Source organism: Bradyrhizobium sp. 132 (assembly GCF_023074185.1).
Lineage (GTDB): Bacteria > Pseudomonadota > Alphaproteobacteria > Rhizobiales > Xanthobacteraceae > Bradyrhizobium.
Genome location: NZ_JADPKY010000035.1, coordinates 17,666 through 31,881 on the forward strand (window position 1 = coordinate 17,666; position 14,216 = coordinate 31,881).

The following is a 14,216-nucleotide window of genomic DNA, read 5'->3' on the forward strand; positions in this document are numbered from 1 at the left end:
AAGGCCGCGTGGTTCTTGTCCGCAGGGTTTGCCGCCGCTGAGCGGAATGCAGGCAATTTTACCGATCTCGAAAAAAGAGCCCGCCGGATCGGGCGATCAGGCGGGCTCCAGGCTTGGCCGCTCGGGAGGTATCAGACGGCCAGGTTCATCCACACAGCCTTCGGCTCGGTGAAGTTGTCGAGCGCGGCGCTGCCGTGCTCGCGGCCGAGGCCGGAGTCGCGCTCGCCGCCCCAGGGCAGGCGCACGTCGGTGTAGCCATAGGTGTTCATCCAGACCGTGCCCGCGCGCGCCCGCTTGGCGAAGCGCTGGAGCTTACCGATGTCGCGGCTCCACACGCCGGCAGCCAGGCTGTAGGCCGTGCCGTTGGCGATCCGCAGCGCGTCGGCTTCATCCCTGAACTTGATGACACTGACGACGGGGCCGAAGATCTCCTCCTGCGATATCCGCATCTCGTGCGCGACATTTGCGAACACTGCGGGGCTGATGAAGTAACCACGCTCGCCGACACGTTCGCCCCCGGTGACGAGGGTCGCGCCCTCCTTCCGGCCGATGTCGACATAGTCGAGGATCGACTTCATCTGCTTCTCGGAGATCACGGGCCCGAGCACCGTCTTGCGGTCGAGCGGATCACCGATCCTGAGCGACTTTGCGCGCGCCACCAGTCGCTCGACGACCTCGTCATAAACCTTCTCCTGCACCAGGACGCGGGAGCCGGCCGAGCAGACCTGGCCGGCATTGAAGAAGATGCCGGAGGCCGCTGCTTTGGATGCGGCTTCGAGATCGGCATCGTCAAAGATGACGTTGGCCGACTTGCCGCCGAGCTCGAGCGAGACACGCTTGAAGTTGCTTGCGGCGCCCTTCATGATTCCACGACCCACGCCGGGTGAGCCGGTGAAGGTGACCTTGTCGACGTCAGGGTGATTAACCAGCGCATCGCCGACGACCCGGCCGGGCCCCGTGACGACGTTGAAGACGCCCGCCGGCAGGCCGGCCTCAAGCGCGAGTTCGGCGATGCGCAGCGCCGACAGCGAGGTCAGCTCGGCCGGCTTCATCACGATGGTGCAGCCGCAGGCCAGCGCCGGCGCCAGCTTCCACATCCCGATCATCAGCGGGAAATTCCAGGGCACGATGGCGGCGACCACGCCGACCGGCTCGCGCAAGGTGTAGGTCAGGGCGTCGTCGCGCACGGGCACGACGTCGCCGCTGATCTTGTCGGCCCAGCCGGCGTAGTAGATCAGCGTGTCGACCGCGGCCGGGAAATCCTGCCGCGAGGTCGCGGCGATCGGCTTGCCGGCATCGATCGACTCGAGTTCGATGATCTCGTCGGCGTGCTGCTTGAGCAGGTCTGCCCAGCGCAGCAGGATCTGGCCTCGTTCGGATGGCCGCATCGTGCGCCATGGGCCTTCGAAAGCCCGGCGCGCGGCGGCAACCGCATGCTCGACATCGGCCTCGTTGCCTTCGGCGACGACGGCGATGAGCTGCCCGGTGGCCGGATTGAGCGATTTGAAGGTGCGACCGGAGCTTGCGGGGACGCGGCGGCCGTCGATCAGCAGATGCTGGGGCCGGGACATGAACTCGGTGGCCGGTGAGTGTGCAAAGTCATATGCAACAGACATCATATTTCCTCCAGTTCTGGTATACCAGACTAAGCGCCGGTTGACCGGAGTAAATATGATATGATTTGCAAATGGGCGCCCCACATATGAAGCGCAGTTCATAAGGATAAGAGATGCTTCAGATCGAGATCGAGGCCGTCTGGCGGTTTCGCCGCGAGGGCAATCCGCGCACCGCCATCATCATGCTCGGCGTCCTCAACGAAATCAGGAGGACCGGGAAGATCACCAGCGCGGCCCGCGACGCGCACCTCTCCTATCGCCACGTCTGGAATCTGATCGAGCAATGGTCGGAGTTTTTCGGCACGCCCCTGGTCGAGACCCAGCGCGGCAAAGGCTCGAAACTCACGCCGTTCGGCGAGCGGCTGGTGTGGGCGGGTGAGCGCATGCAGGCCCGCCTCGGACCTCAGCTTGAGAATCTGGCGCAGGAGCTGGCGAGCGAGATCAAGCCGTTCCTCGAGCAGCGCCCGTCGGTGATCCGCGTGCATGCCAGCCACGGCTTTGCGGTCGCAAAACTGCGCGAATTCCTCGACCGCGAGCCGGGCATCGGCGTCGACCTGCGCTATGTCAGCAACCAGCATTCGCTGGTCTCGCTGGCGCAGGGCGCCTGCGATCTCTCCGGCCTGCATCTGCCGCACGGCGCGCTGCGGGCCCAGGGCATCAAGGCTGCCCGCGAATGGCTCGATCCGCGCGAGGACCGCATCATCAGTTTCGTCACGCGCGAGATGGGGCTGATGGTCGCGCGCGGCAACCCGCTGCGCATCGCTTCGCTTGATGATCTGACCGGACCAAAAGTCCGCTTCGTCAACCGCGACCACGATTCCGGCACGCGGCTTCTGTTCGACCAACTGCTCGCGGCAAACGGCATCGAGGAGAGTCGCATCAACGGTGCGCAGCAGATCGAATTTACCCACGCCGCGGTCGCGGCCTATGTCGCGAGCGGCATGGCGGATGCGAGCTTTGGCGTCGAAGCCGCCGCCCGGCATTTCGGCCTCGATTTCATCCGGCTCCTGACCGAGGATTATTTCTTCGTCTGCAAGCGCGCGTTTCTGGACACCGGGCCGATGCAGCGCATCCTCGAGATCATCCGCAGCGCTGATTTTCGCGCAGCGGTGGCTACCCTGCCCGGCTACGTGCCGTCGGACACGGGCACCGTCACCGGCGTGAAGGCCTTTCTGGAGATGCACGCCGTGCGATGATCATGGCGCGTTCACCTTGTCCGTGACGGGCAGGAATGCCAATCTCCGCAGCAATGATCCAAGAGAGTCCGTCATGCCGCGCGCGAGCGCCAAATCGGCGCCTGAGAAGGCCGATCGCGCTCAGCCGTGACGGGCCGCCTTGTTGCGGTGGCCGCTCTCGCTGAGGCGGTCGACCCAAGCGATGCCGATCGCGGAGATGATGAAGGTCAGGTGGATCAGCACCTGCCACATCACGCCGGACTCGGTGAAATTGCTGCGCGTCGTGCCGAGATTACCCGCCTCGATGAAGGTCCTGAGCAGCGAGATCGAGGAGATGCCGATGATCGCCATCGCAAGCTTGATCTTGAGCACGCTGGCATTGACGTGGCTGAGCCATTCCGGCTCGTCCGGATGACCGTTCAGGTTCAGGCGCGAGACGAAGGTCTCGTAACCACCGACGATCACCATCACCAGCAGGTTCGAGATCATGACGACGTCAATCAGCCCGAGCACGACCAGCATGATCTGTTGCTCGCTGGCGTCGAACGAGTGCACGACCAGGTGCCAGAGCTCCTTCAGGAACAGCAGCACATAGACGGCCTGCGCGACGATGAGACCGACATAGAGCGGGACCTGCAGCCAGCGCGAGCCGAAGATGAGCTGGGCAAACGGGCCGATTTGCGGCGCCGGCACCGGATCGGCCGAAAGTGCTTTGGGTTCAGACGTCATTGATCACTCCGGATGATAGACAGAAGCGTTGCCCTACAGGCTCGCGATGACAGGCGCGAGCTCGAGCGAGCCGCGATAGATCATCTCGAAGGCGACGTAGACGATGATAGCGAGACCGACATAGCCGATCCAGCGCTGCTTCTGAAGCACGCGGCCGAGCAAATCGGCAGCGACGCCCATCAGCGCGACCGACAATAGCAGGCCGAAGGCGAGGATGTAGGGATGCTCGCGCGCCGCGCCCGCGACCGCGAGCACGTTGTCGAGCGACATCGAGACGTCGGCGGCGACGATCTGCACCGCCGCCTGCCTGAAGGTCTTGCGCGGAGCGGCAGCAGCGCTCCCGTCTCCGCCATGGCTGAACGCGAGCTCGTTCGCATGCGCGGCCTGCTCGCGCAGCTCCCGCCACATCTTCCAGCACACCCAGAGCAGCAGCACGCCGCCGGCGAGCAACAGCCCGATCACTTGCAGAAGCTGGGTCGCGACGCCGGCAAAGACGATGCGCAAGGCGGTGGCGGCGATGATGCCGACGACAATGGCGCGCCGGCGCTGCTCGGCCGGGAGGCCGGCTGCGGCAAGGCCGATGACGACGGCGTTGTCGCCGGCGAGCACGAGGTCGATCAGGACGACCTGAAAGAGCGCGGTCAGCGCTTCGGTGGTGATGAATTCAGTCATGATTGATCGCTTTTAGGTGCGGACGGATCGAGCCATTGCGGCTTCTTCCGCTCGACCCAATCCAAAACCTTGCCGCGCGCGGATCGCAACGCGGGCACGTCTTCCGCAAGCAAAGCGAGGCCGAGCGGCAGCATCCAGACGCCGAGCACCGGCAGGAAGGAGAGCACGCCGCCGACAATGAGCAGCGCGCCCGAGGGGATTCTCACCCAGCGGCTGGACGGCTTGAGCAGATAGGTGACGGTGTCGCCCATGCGCGGCGGCAGGCGCCGGACAAGCTTGTCGAGACGCGGGTCGCCGCCGGCCATCTGGCCGGTAGCGCCCGCAGCCCCTGTCTTATCCTCGTCCGAAACTGCGCTCATGCTTACTCCTCGGCGGCAATGCGCTGTTCGGCACGCACTGCACCCGGCGCCACCTGCTTTGCGCGCGGCAGCACCAGCGTCAGCAGGCGCAACAGCTTGATCGCCTGCAGTTCATGGGGATGGACGTCCTCGTCCGCGGCCGCGACGCGCTCCGACAGTTCCACCAAATGAGCCGACAGCCGCAGGTCCGAGACCGGACGCAGATTGTCGATCACCACATTGGCGAAATCCGGTTCCTCGAGCCGTTCGGCAAGCTCGTCGAACATCGCATAGAGCCGGTCGTCCGGGATGTGCGGTGCCAGCTTGCGATCCCGGATGAAACGGACGACCTCGTCGCGTTCGACCGGTGAAACTTGCCGGTCGGCGACCGCAACCAGCGCGCCGACGATCACCAGCGCCACCGCAGCCTGCTCGTTCAGGCTGGACGGCTCGGTGATCTCGATTTCGATCGGATTTGAATGCTTGGCGTCAGACATCGTTGCTCCCTTATCTTGCGAAATGACCGCACGGAGCTGCGATGGGGACGATTGGGTCGGAGAGACTCTCAAGAAGGCCCGACGATCGGCCGATCCATCGCATTCGCGCGGGACAGGTCATCCGACATCACGAGGTTTTGCCGACAGCGTCGACTTCCTCGCCAGAGGGGCCCGGATTCTTGTTCCTTTCACACATAAAGATGGGCCTGTCGGAATCAAGGCGACGACACTGCGACCAGCCGCCGCATCGGGTTCCGTGTTGGTCTGTTTGGCAGACGCACCGTCATTGCGACGAAGCCCGTGTTACTCCACCCGCTCGACAAGATGCGCCCGCGAGGGCGACCGCTCGAACTTGTCGCCAAAATACTGCGTCTCCTGCGCCACCAGACCGTCGCGGAATTCCATGATGCTCACCACGTAAGACGGCACCCCATCATACGTCAGCACGAATTCGCTCACCCACAGATCGCCGCCCCCGACGATGCGCCGAACTGTGAAGCGCTTCTTGTTCGGCTGCACGAAGCGGCTCTCCTGAATGTTCCTGCGGCCGCGGATGCGCTCGCCGGACTGCGGATAGTCGAGCACCGCGTCCTCGCGATAGATGTCGTGCTCGGCCTCGAAATCGTTGGCGTCCGACGCGTCCCAATGACGCTGGAGCGCGGCCAGCTTGCCCTGATCATCCATCGCGATCTCCCTCTTTGCGGACTTTGTCTCGTGACGCCCATCTGAAATTGGCCTGAGGGCCGCCGGTGGCAAGGCTTGCTCGCAACGTCTAACAACGCCTAACGAGCCAAAAACCCGGTCCGGGTGCAAGGATGACGGCAGAGCCGCGCAGTCACGGTTGGGAACACGCAATGGCACGTTTGCTTTCGGTCAATGTCGGCCTGCCGCGCGACGTCGCCTGGCAGGGAAGGACCGTCCACACCGGTATCTGGAAGGCACCAGTCAAAGGCCCGCGCAAGGTGCGCCGGCTCAACATCGATGGCGACGGCCAGGGCGATACGGCCGGTCATGGCGGCGAGCATCGTGCCGTATTCGTCTATCAGGACGATGCTTATCGATACTGGCAGGAACATCTGGGTCGATCGAACCTCGTTCATGGCGAGTTCGGTGAGAACTTTACGGTCGAGGGCCTTGCCGACAGCAACGTGTGCATCGGAGACCGCTACAGGATCGGCTCGGCCCTGTTCGAAGTGACGCAGCCGCGCGTCACCTGCTACCGGCTCGGCATTCGCATGGACGAGCCGGACATGGCGGCGCTGGTGGTCAGGCACGGCCGGCCCGGGTTCTATTTTCGTGTGATCGAGGAAGGCGACGTCGAGGCCGGTGACGAAATCATTCAGATCGCCGTGGGGCCCGAGCGCATGAGCGTGTTCGAGATCAATGCGCTGCTTTACCTGCCGCCTCATCCGCGCGAACGCCTGGAGCGGGCGCTGCGGATTCCGGCGCTGAGCCGCGGCTGGCACCGCTCTTTCGAGGCGCTGCTCGAGCAGCGCAAGGAGAACAAAGCGGCGGGAAACGCCGGGCTCGGATCGGCGGCGAGCCCACCTCCGGCCTGGCGCGGATTCCGGCCGTTTCACGTAGCCCGCAAGATCGCAGAAAGCGGCAACGTGACGTCGCTGATCCTCGAACCCGTCGACGGACATCCTGTGGCCGCCGCCCTGCCCGGTCAGTTCGTCGTTGTCCGACTCGGGCCGCTGGCTGCGCAAGCGATGACGCGCAGCTATTCGCTCTCGAGCGGCTCCGATGCCGCGCCCTATCGGATCAGCATCAAGCGCGAATCGCACGGTGCCGCCAGCCGTTACATCGCCGATGATCTCGGAATTGACGACGTCGTGCAGGTCGGTGCACCCCGCGGCAGTTTCACGCTCCGGCAAGATGCGCGCCCCGTCGTCCTGTTGAGCGCCGGAATCGGCGTGACGCCGGTGCTCGCAATGCTCCACGCGCTCGCCGCTGAAGAGACGACGCGGGACGTCTGGTGGCTTCACGGCACTCGCGACGGCCGCAAACATGCGTTCGCCGCCGAGGCGCGCGAATTGCTAAGTGGGCTCGCTCATCACCATAGCCACGTCTGTTACAGCGCGCCTGACCCGGGCGATCGTCTCAATGTGGAGTTCGATACAGCCGGACATCTGGACGCACGCCTGCTCCAGAGTCTCAGCGTGCCACGTGACGGCGATTTCTATCTGTGCGGACCGGCCGCTTTCATGAGCGATCTGAAAGCTGGCCTAACCACGTTGGGCGTCGCGCCGGATCGCATCCACACCGAATTGTTCGGCGCCGGACCATCCTTGACGCCCGGCATAGCGTCCTCCCCGCAGAAGCGAGCGCACTCGCCGGCCGGCGCCCCCGGCCCCGGCCCGATGGTTTCGTTCGTCCGAAGTGGACTCAATGTGTGCTGGGGACCGGCCTACGCCAGCCTGCTGGAGCTGGCCGAAGCCTGCGACGTCCCCGTGCGCTGGTCGTGCCGGACCGGCGTCTGCCACAACTGCGAGAGCGGACTGATCGCGGGAGCGGTCAGCTACGCGCCGGATCCACTCGACCCGCCAGCGGAGGGCAACGTCCTGATCTGCTGCTCGCGGCCCCGAAGTGATGTCGTGATTGATCTGTGAAAGTGGAGACTCATTATGCGAGTCGGCGCCCGGTCTCAGGGCGCTGTGGGACCAGGGCCGCAAGGAGCATTTTTATCCCTACGGCAAGGCTTACGTCGAAACTCTCGGCGAACCGGACTGGAACCACATTCCGACATCGTCCGCTCGGGCGAATGCCGGCTTGGAATGTGGATGATCCAGATGAAGACCAATCCCGCTCCCCGGGCCGGCCGCATGGGCGCGCGCCAGATCTACGATGCCCTGAGGGATCAGATTTTGGCGCGGGTATACGGGATCGACGGGTTGCTGCCGTCCTCGCGCGCGCTTGCCGGCGAGATGGGTGTGGCCCGCTCGACCGTCAGCGTCGCCTACGAACAGCTCGCCGCCGAAGGCTTTATCGAGACACGCCATGGCGCGCGGCCGCGTGTGGCTCGCGCCATCGTCGAGCGAGGACGCACGCGCGTGGCGTCGGGGCCGTCGGCGCGGAAGGTACGGCCGTCGGTCTTCGGCGAGCGGTTGCTTCGGGACCCGCTGCGCAGCTGCGCGGAATCGTCGGCGTGCGCATTCCCGTCGTGCGGTTCGAAGGCAAGCGCAAGATGAGCCAGAACCGTCCCGAGGCCGACCGTGTCGGCGTCGCGCAAGGACTTGCGGCGAGCGAGAACGCGCTTGATCGGGAGGTTGCGCCCCTCATTCCGGTGCCGATGTGAGCGAAGTTCGGCGCGCCGAGGCGCGCTTGAATAGTTGCAGGGCGGCGTCGTTTCGATCCGCATGTAGCAGACCGGAGCCATCCTGGCGTCAGGCTGCCGTGGACATGGCGAAGTGGGCCGACAGTCCGTACGGCAAGCCCGAGCGGACTGTCCGTCGGTCGTTCGAATGAATGGCATCAGACACCCGGCCGCTGGCACTTGCTGATCGGCGCAGCTGCACGTCCGCGCAGGACGTGCCGACAAATTAGACAAGACGCGTCTCGTCACTGGATCTGCAGGCTTGGCGAAGAGGGCCATGCAGGCCCGTGAAGCGGGTCATCTAACATCAGGTGCAACCTCGATTTTTCTTGGCGTGGCGGCGAGCCGAAGAGCCCGCGTGCTGCGCGTCACCTCGACTGGCCCAAATTTCGCAAGGCAGCATCAAGCCTGATTCCCTGCTCTCCCACGATTGGAGCGGCAAGATGCGTGCGCCGAGAGACCGGGTGAGCGGCCCAGAATCGGAGAATGCCATGAACGTGCATGCCGCCGGCGATCTCAAATTCACCGGGCTGACCCGCCCGGACGGCGCGCCCGTTCGCCTCAACGCTCGGGATTTCGTGGCGATCGATCGCGACCGGAATGCGAAGTTCGAAGCGACGTACCGGCCGCAAGCGCTCTACAATCGCGCCAACGAAGGCTTTCACGCCAACAACGAAACCTTCCTGCTGCACGAAGTCGCGACCAATCTGCCGATCTACCGTCCGGACACCGGCCCTACCGATTTCCACCTGCATCTTCCGCCGGGCGGCTTTCAGCTCGTGCTGGTCACCTCCGGCGCGTTCACCTTCGACTATGACGGGCGCTTCCACAGTGTCGGCCCTGGCGCGGTGATGTTGCAGAGCGCGATCGTGCACCGCCAGCTGTTCTACACCTGGTCGGGACTGTCGACCGAAGAGAACCTGAAGACGCCGCAGACGGTGGTGCCGGATCCGATTTCCATGGGCTATTCGGGCAAATTCCTCGAAGCCTTCGTGACCGATCCCACCACCTTTCCAAACCCGAGCATCGTCGGCCCGGACCAGATCAACGAGGCCGAGACGCCGCGTGTGGCCTGGAGCCACTCACTGCATGATCGCCCGGCCGATGCAGGCTTCTGGCTTCAGGATCCCCTGGCGCTGGATGCGCTGTTCAAGCCGTTCACCGACAGCCCTGTCAAATCGGCGATGCCGGTCTATGTGCGCGATATCGGGATCGAGGCCCCGAGCGGCCATCTCGTCACCGGCCACATCATCGCGACCGACCCGCGTGGCCAGTCACTTTTGCCGAAGAGCACATCGGCTGCAGCCGATGGTAGCTGTTTGGCCAAGGGCGAGGTTGCGATCTATCGCGTCATTCGCGGCACGGCTGAATTCAAGAGCAAGGCCGGCGAGACCTTTGAGCTCGCGGCTGGCGATGTGGTGACCGCCGGCAACAACGCGATCAGCCTCACAGGCATCGGTGACAACACGCAAGTTCTCCGGCTCGGCCTTCTCAAGGGCATGAACGACCTTCGCAGCTGGACGCCGACGCAGCGCGACGAGATCGACGGCCTCGCCGGCCAGATCATCACGCAGAAGGACATCCGTCCCCTGCGCACCGAAGGCAAGCAGGTCGGGTATCTGTACGGCTGAGCGCGGGGGTTACTCCGCCGCCTGGCGCACATGCCGCGCGGTCGGGGTGCGCATCGTGACGAGCTCTTCGGCCGCGGTCGGATGCAGCGCAATGGTCGCGTCGAAATCGGCCTTGGTCGCCTTCATCTTCACCGCAATCGCGACTGCCTGCGTGATCTCGGCCGCGGCATCACCGACGATGTGACAGCCGAGCACGCGATCGGAGGCACCGTCGACGACGAGCTTCATCAGCACGCGGGTATCGCGGCCCGACATCGTCGCCTTGATGGGGCGGAACGTCGTCTTGTAAATGTCGACATGGCCAAATTGCGCCCGCGCCTCGGTCTCGGTGAGGCCAACGGTGCCGACCTCCGGCTGCGAGAACACGGCGGTCGGGATGGTGGCGTGATCGACCTGCACCTCGCGCTTGCCGAACACGGTATCGGCGAACGCATGGCCCTCGCGGATCGCGACCGGCGTCAGGTTGAAGCGGTGGGTGACGTCGCCGATCGCATAGATGCTGTCGACCGAGCTCCTCGAGAAATGATCGACCGCGATGCCGCCATTCCTGGGATTGATGGCGACGCCGGCCTTCTCCAGGCCGAGATTGGCCACCGCCGGATGGCGGCCAATCGCGAACATCACCTGGTCGGAGGCAAGGCTCGATCCGTTCGACAGATGCGTGGTGAACTCCTCGCCGTGCCGATCGACCTTCGCTACCGTGCAGCCGGTGAGGATGGTGATGCCCTGCTTCTCCATCTCGGCCCGGACGTGCGTGCGAACATCCTCGTCAAAGCCGCGAAGGATGTTGTCGCCGCGATAGATCACGGTGACGTCGGAGCCGAAGCCGGCGAAGATGCCGGCGAATTCCAGCGCGATGTAGCCGCCGCCCTGGATCACGATCCGCTTCGGCAGCTTGGTCAAGTGGAAAGCTTCATTGGAGGAGATCACGTGCTCGATGCCGGGGATCGAGGCGCCGTGATTGGGCGCGCCGCCAGTGGCGATCAAAATGTATTTTGCCGTGATCTTCTTGTCGTTTTCGAGCAGGCGGACGGTGTGCTTGTCCTCGATCACCGCACGGCTCTTCACGACCTGCGCACCCGCCTTCTCGACGTTGGCAGTGTAGATCGCCTCGAGCCGGGCGATCTCCCTGTCCTTGTTGGCGATCAGTGTCGGCCAGTCGAAGCTGGCAGGCGGAACGGTCCAGCCGAAACCCGCGGCATCCTCGATTTCATGACGGAAATGCGAGCCGATCACGAACAGCTTCTTCGGCACGCAGCCGCGGATCACGCAGGTCCCGCCCATGCGGTACTCTTCCGCGATCGTCACACGGGCGCCGTAGCCGGCCGCGATGCGGGCGGCACGCACGCCGCCCGAACCACCACCGATGACAAAGAGGTCGACGTCGAATTCAGCCATTGTCCACTCCGACCTCTTTCAGCAACTCCTGATCAGATAGTATCTGTCAGATCTCCTTGCCACGCTTGCGCATCTCGGCGCGGAAGTTGCCCATCACGGTCTCGGAGAAATTTTGGGCCCAGGAGTTCATGAAGGCCATGCTCAACCCGATTGCGCGCGGCTCGGCCTCGATCAGCTTCTTGCCCAGCGGCGACTTGTAGAAGGTGACGAGATCCTTCAGCTCCTGCTCGGTGAACTCGCTGGCATAGACCTGCGCCATGCCGTCGCCGATTTCGCTCTCGCGGCCCTTGAGCTGCTGGGCGACGATCTGTGCGACCTCGTTGAGGTCCTTCTGGTAGTTGAGGTTCTGCTGGATCAGCGTGATCTTGGTCTTCTCGACCATGCCGGGCACCGCGTTGGCGTACATCGCGCCGGCGTTCTTGATCGCCAGGATCTCCTTGGCGGCCGCGATGGCGCTCGGTGAGGATTTCGGCGGGGCCGCCTGCTGGGCGAGCGCCGGGGCGGCCGAGAGGGCCAGTCCCACAGCGAGAGTCAGGACCGGCAAGAACTTCAAAACGCTCTTCATTCCTAGTCTCCTTTCGGCTTTCGCCGTTCAACCACGCGGATTCCCTCGCCACCCGCCAAAACAGCCGAGCTGGCCAAGCCGATAAACAACCCATGCTCGACCACGCCGGGGATCGCGCTCAACGCCTTGGCGAGGCGGGGCGGATCCACGATCTGTCCGAGCTGGGCATCGACGATCCAGTGGCCGCCATCGGTGACGAAAACGTGGCCGTCCTTGCCTTTGCGGACCGCCATTTGCCCGGAAACGCCGCATTCCGCAAATGCCTTCTCGATCGCACGCCGCGTTGCGCCGAGCCCGAACGGGATGACCTCGACCGGCAGCGGAAAGCGGCCGAGCGTCGGCACCCACTTGGTGTCGTCGGCAATCACGATCATGCGATCGGAGGCGGCCGCCACGATCTTCTCGCGCAAAAGCGCGCCGCCACCGCCCTTGATCAGGTTGAGCGCGGGATCGATCTCGTCGGCGCCGTCGACGGTGATGTCGAGATGGTCGATCGCGTCCAGCGTGGTCAGCGGCACGCCGCAGCGCTCGGCATCGAGCCGCGTCGCCTCGGAGGTCGGCACGCCGATCACCTTCAGCCCGGCGCGGACCCGCTCGCCGAGCAGCTCGACGAAATGTTTGGCGGTCGAGCCGGTGCCGAGCCCGAGCTGCATGCCGTCACGGACATCTTCGAGGGCGCGCGCCGCAGCCTGCCGCTTCAACTGGTCCATGTTCACGATGCGCCCGCCTCTGGATTAGGGAGTGTGCCGACGATAAAGCTCGCTTGCGGCGGCCTATGTAGCCCCGTTTCCCCTCGGAGAACAGGGTCTGGGAACAGCTCTATAAGCTGATCTTATGGCGCCGCCCCTTGCGCCTATACGGCCAGGCCGGTAGCGCTGGGATCATGACCTCTCCTCACACCATCGTCTTCGATCTCGACGGCACGCTTGTGGATACGGCGCCCGACCTGATCACCGCGCTCAATTACGTGCTCGACCGCGAAGGGCTGCCGCCCGTGCCGATGGCCTCGGCCCGCAACATGATCGGCGCCGGCGCCCGCAAGCTGATCGAGCGGGGGCTGGAGGCCGAGGGCCGCAGCGTCACGCCCGCCGACATGGACCGGCTGACGGCAGATTTCATCGTCTATTACGCCGACCATATCGCCGTCGAATCCCGGCCCTTCGAGGGGCTGGAAGCCGCGCTCGACCATTTTGCGGCCCAGGGCCATCGCCTCGCGGTCTGTACCAACAAGCTGGAATGGCTGTCGAAGCGGCTGCTGGACCAGCTGGACCTGAGCCGGCGCTTCGCGGCGATCTGCGGCGCCGACACTTTTGGCGTCCAGAAACCCGATCCGGCCATTTTTCGCGAAACGGTGGCGCGGGCCGGCGGCGAGGTCAAAGCCAGCATTATGGTCGGCGATGCCGGACCCGATGTCGGCGTGGCCCGGCGCGCTGGAGTTCCCGTGATCGGGGTCAGCTTCGGCTATACGGACGTGCCGATCGCCGAGCTCAAGCCGGACCGGCTGATCCATCACATGCGCGACCTGCCGGCGGCAGCCCACAGCCTGATGACGGCGTAAGAACACATCAAGCCACTGAAATCACGTGGTTATTTTTCTGTACCTGCGTTAACCATCTATTAATTATGCGCGGCCCGCCGGTTGCTTGCCTGGAACGACGCTCCTAGGTTTAGCCGGGGATGTGGCGGTTCGTCGCAGCAGAAGTGGATGGTCATGCGTCGTGTCATCGCGATTGCGTTAACTGGGGCAAGCCTCCTGGGGGCAACAAGCCTCGCCGGCTGCTCCTCGATGTCCTTGGACGTGTTCAAATCGGCCCCGCCGACGGTCCAGGTCCGGCTCGAATCCAATCCTCCGGGTGCTGACGCCACAACCTCGCTCGGTCCGGGCTGCAAAACCCCCTGCTCCGTCTCGGTTCCGGCCGCCGACGCCTCCTTCATGGTGGCTTTCGCCCTGCCAAAATACCAGCCGGCGAGCGTGCCGGTGAACGTCATCAAAAATCCGGGCGATTTCACCACACCCGCCTCGGTCACAACCGACCCGAGCCCGGTTTTCGCTGAACTCCAGCCGGCCACCCCGCCAAAACCGGTCCGCAAGCCGCACCGGCCCAAGAAGCCGAAACCGGCGGCGTCCGCCACTGCCCCGGCTGAGGCCGCACCGGCCGCGGGTTCGCCGTTCCCCGATCCGAATGCCGGCAAGCGCTGACCTCCGTTCCCAATTGTCTCTGACGCCCCTGATGCTTAGATTGCTTCCAGAGCACCGCTGACGCAAAGCTGCGCCCGTT

At 64.5% G+C, this 14,216-nt stretch carries 14 protein-coding genes and 2 pseudogenes; 7 read left to right on the forward strand and 9 right to left on the reverse strand.

From position 1 onward, the window contains the following. Positions 1-131 precede the first annotated feature (131 nt). On the reverse strand, positions 132-1,616 hold the full coding sequence (locus IVA74_RS06240; protein WP_247340980.1) for an aldehyde dehydrogenase family protein: 1,485 nt from the start codon (positions 1,614-1,616) through the stop codon (positions 132-134). A gap of 113 nt (positions 1,617-1,729) precedes the next feature. Here IVA74_RS06240 and IVA74_RS06245 point away from each other — a divergent pair, with 113 nt between their 5' ends. After that, positions 1,730-2,812 (forward strand): substrate-binding domain-containing protein, encoded by a 1,083-nt coding sequence (locus IVA74_RS06245; RefSeq protein WP_247340822.1) that lies wholly within the window; start codon positions 1,730-1,732, stop codon positions 2,810-2,812. Between the two features lie 120 nt (positions 2,813-2,932). Here the strand turns inward: IVA74_RS06245 and IVA74_RS06250 are convergent, their stop codons facing one another. From IVA74_RS06250 to IVA74_RS06270, 5 genes are all read right to left on the reverse strand, one after another. Next, positions 2,933-3,520: a TIGR00645 family protein gene (locus IVA74_RS06250; RefSeq protein ID WP_247340824.1), complete on the reverse strand. Its 588-nt coding sequence runs from the start codon at positions 3,518-3,520 to the stop codon at positions 2,933-2,935. A gap of 33 nt (positions 3,521-3,553) precedes the next feature. Beyond that, positions 3,554-4,192, reverse strand: coding sequence for a TerC family protein (locus tag IVA74_RS06255; RefSeq protein ID WP_247340826.1), 639 nt, complete (start codon positions 4,190-4,192; stop codon positions 3,554-3,556). Next, a complete protein-coding gene (locus IVA74_RS06260) occupies positions 4,189-4,551 on the reverse strand; it encodes a hypothetical protein (protein WP_247340828.1) in 363 nt (120 codons plus the stop codon). The genes IVA74_RS06255 and IVA74_RS06260 overlap by 4 nt, the downstream gene beginning before the upstream one ends. 2 nt (positions 4,552-4,553) lie before the next feature. Next, positions 4,554-5,027: a tellurite resistance TerB family protein gene (locus tag IVA74_RS06265; RefSeq protein WP_247340829.1), complete on the reverse strand. Its 474-nt coding sequence runs from the start codon at positions 5,025-5,027 to the stop codon at positions 4,554-4,556. A 303-nt stretch (positions 5,028-5,330) separates the two neighbouring features. After that, positions 5,331-5,711: a nuclear transport factor 2 family protein gene (locus IVA74_RS06270; RefSeq protein ID WP_247340830.1), complete on the reverse strand. Its 381-nt coding sequence runs from the start codon at positions 5,709-5,711 to the stop codon at positions 5,331-5,333. A gap of 170 nt (positions 5,712-5,881) precedes the next feature. Here IVA74_RS06270 and IVA74_RS06275 point away from each other — a divergent pair, with 170 nt between their 5' ends. The 4 genes and pseudogenes from IVA74_RS06275 (at position 5,882) to IVA74_RS06290 (ending at position 9,974) form a co-directional block, all read left to right on the forward strand. Then, positions 5,882-7,639, forward strand: a complete 1,758-nt coding sequence (locus tag IVA74_RS06275; protein ID WP_247340831.1) for an MOSC and FAD-binding oxidoreductase domain-containing protein — start codon at positions 5,882-5,884, stop codon at positions 7,637-7,639. 171 nt (positions 7,640-7,810) lie between these two features. Next, positions 7,811-8,149 (forward strand): annotated as a pseudogene (locus tag IVA74_RS06280) (winged helix-turn-helix domain-containing protein); the annotation flags it as partial. Further along, positions 8,149-8,325: pseudogene (locus IVA74_RS06285) on the forward strand (FMN-binding negative transcriptional regulator); the annotation flags it as partial. The pseudogenes IVA74_RS06280 and IVA74_RS06285, both read left to right, overlap by 1 nt. 509 nt (positions 8,326-8,834) lie before the next feature. Continuing rightward, positions 8,835-9,974, forward strand: coding sequence for a hypothetical protein (locus IVA74_RS06290; RefSeq protein WP_247340832.1), 1,140 nt, complete (start codon positions 8,835-8,837; stop codon positions 9,972-9,974). 9 nt (positions 9,975-9,983) lie between these two features. Here the strand turns inward: IVA74_RS06290 and gor are convergent, their stop codons facing one another. Genes gor through rpiA form a run of 3 tightly spaced genes read right to left on the reverse strand, consistent with a single transcriptional unit; the run spans position 9,984 to position 12,653 of the window. Beyond that, entirely contained in the window at positions 9,984-11,372 is a 1,389-nt protein-coding gene (gene gor, locus IVA74_RS06295) for a glutathione-disulfide reductase (RefSeq protein WP_247340833.1), read from the reverse strand. 46 nt (positions 11,373-11,418) lie between these two features. After that, on the reverse strand, positions 11,419-11,937 hold the full coding sequence (locus tag IVA74_RS06300) for a DUF2059 domain-containing protein (protein ID WP_247340834.1): 519 nt from the start codon (positions 11,935-11,937) through the stop codon (positions 11,419-11,421). A gap of 2 nt (positions 11,938-11,939) precedes the next feature. Beyond that, positions 11,940-12,653, reverse strand: coding sequence for a ribose-5-phosphate isomerase RpiA (gene rpiA / locus IVA74_RS06305; RefSeq protein WP_247340835.1), 714 nt, complete (start codon positions 12,651-12,653; stop codon positions 11,940-11,942). Positions 12,654-12,820: 167 nt separating this feature from the next. On the opposite strand from rpiA, the gene IVA74_RS06310 reads away from it, so the two are divergent. Continuing rightward, positions 12,821-13,495: an HAD family hydrolase gene (locus tag IVA74_RS06310; RefSeq protein ID WP_247340836.1), complete on the forward strand. Its 675-nt coding sequence runs from the start codon at positions 12,821-12,823 to the stop codon at positions 13,493-13,495. 153 nt (positions 13,496-13,648) lie between these two features. Further along, a complete protein-coding gene (locus IVA74_RS06315; RefSeq protein ID WP_247340982.1) occupies positions 13,649-14,137 on the forward strand; it encodes a hypothetical protein in 489 nt (162 codons plus the stop codon). Positions 14,138-14,216 lie beyond the last annotated feature (79 nt).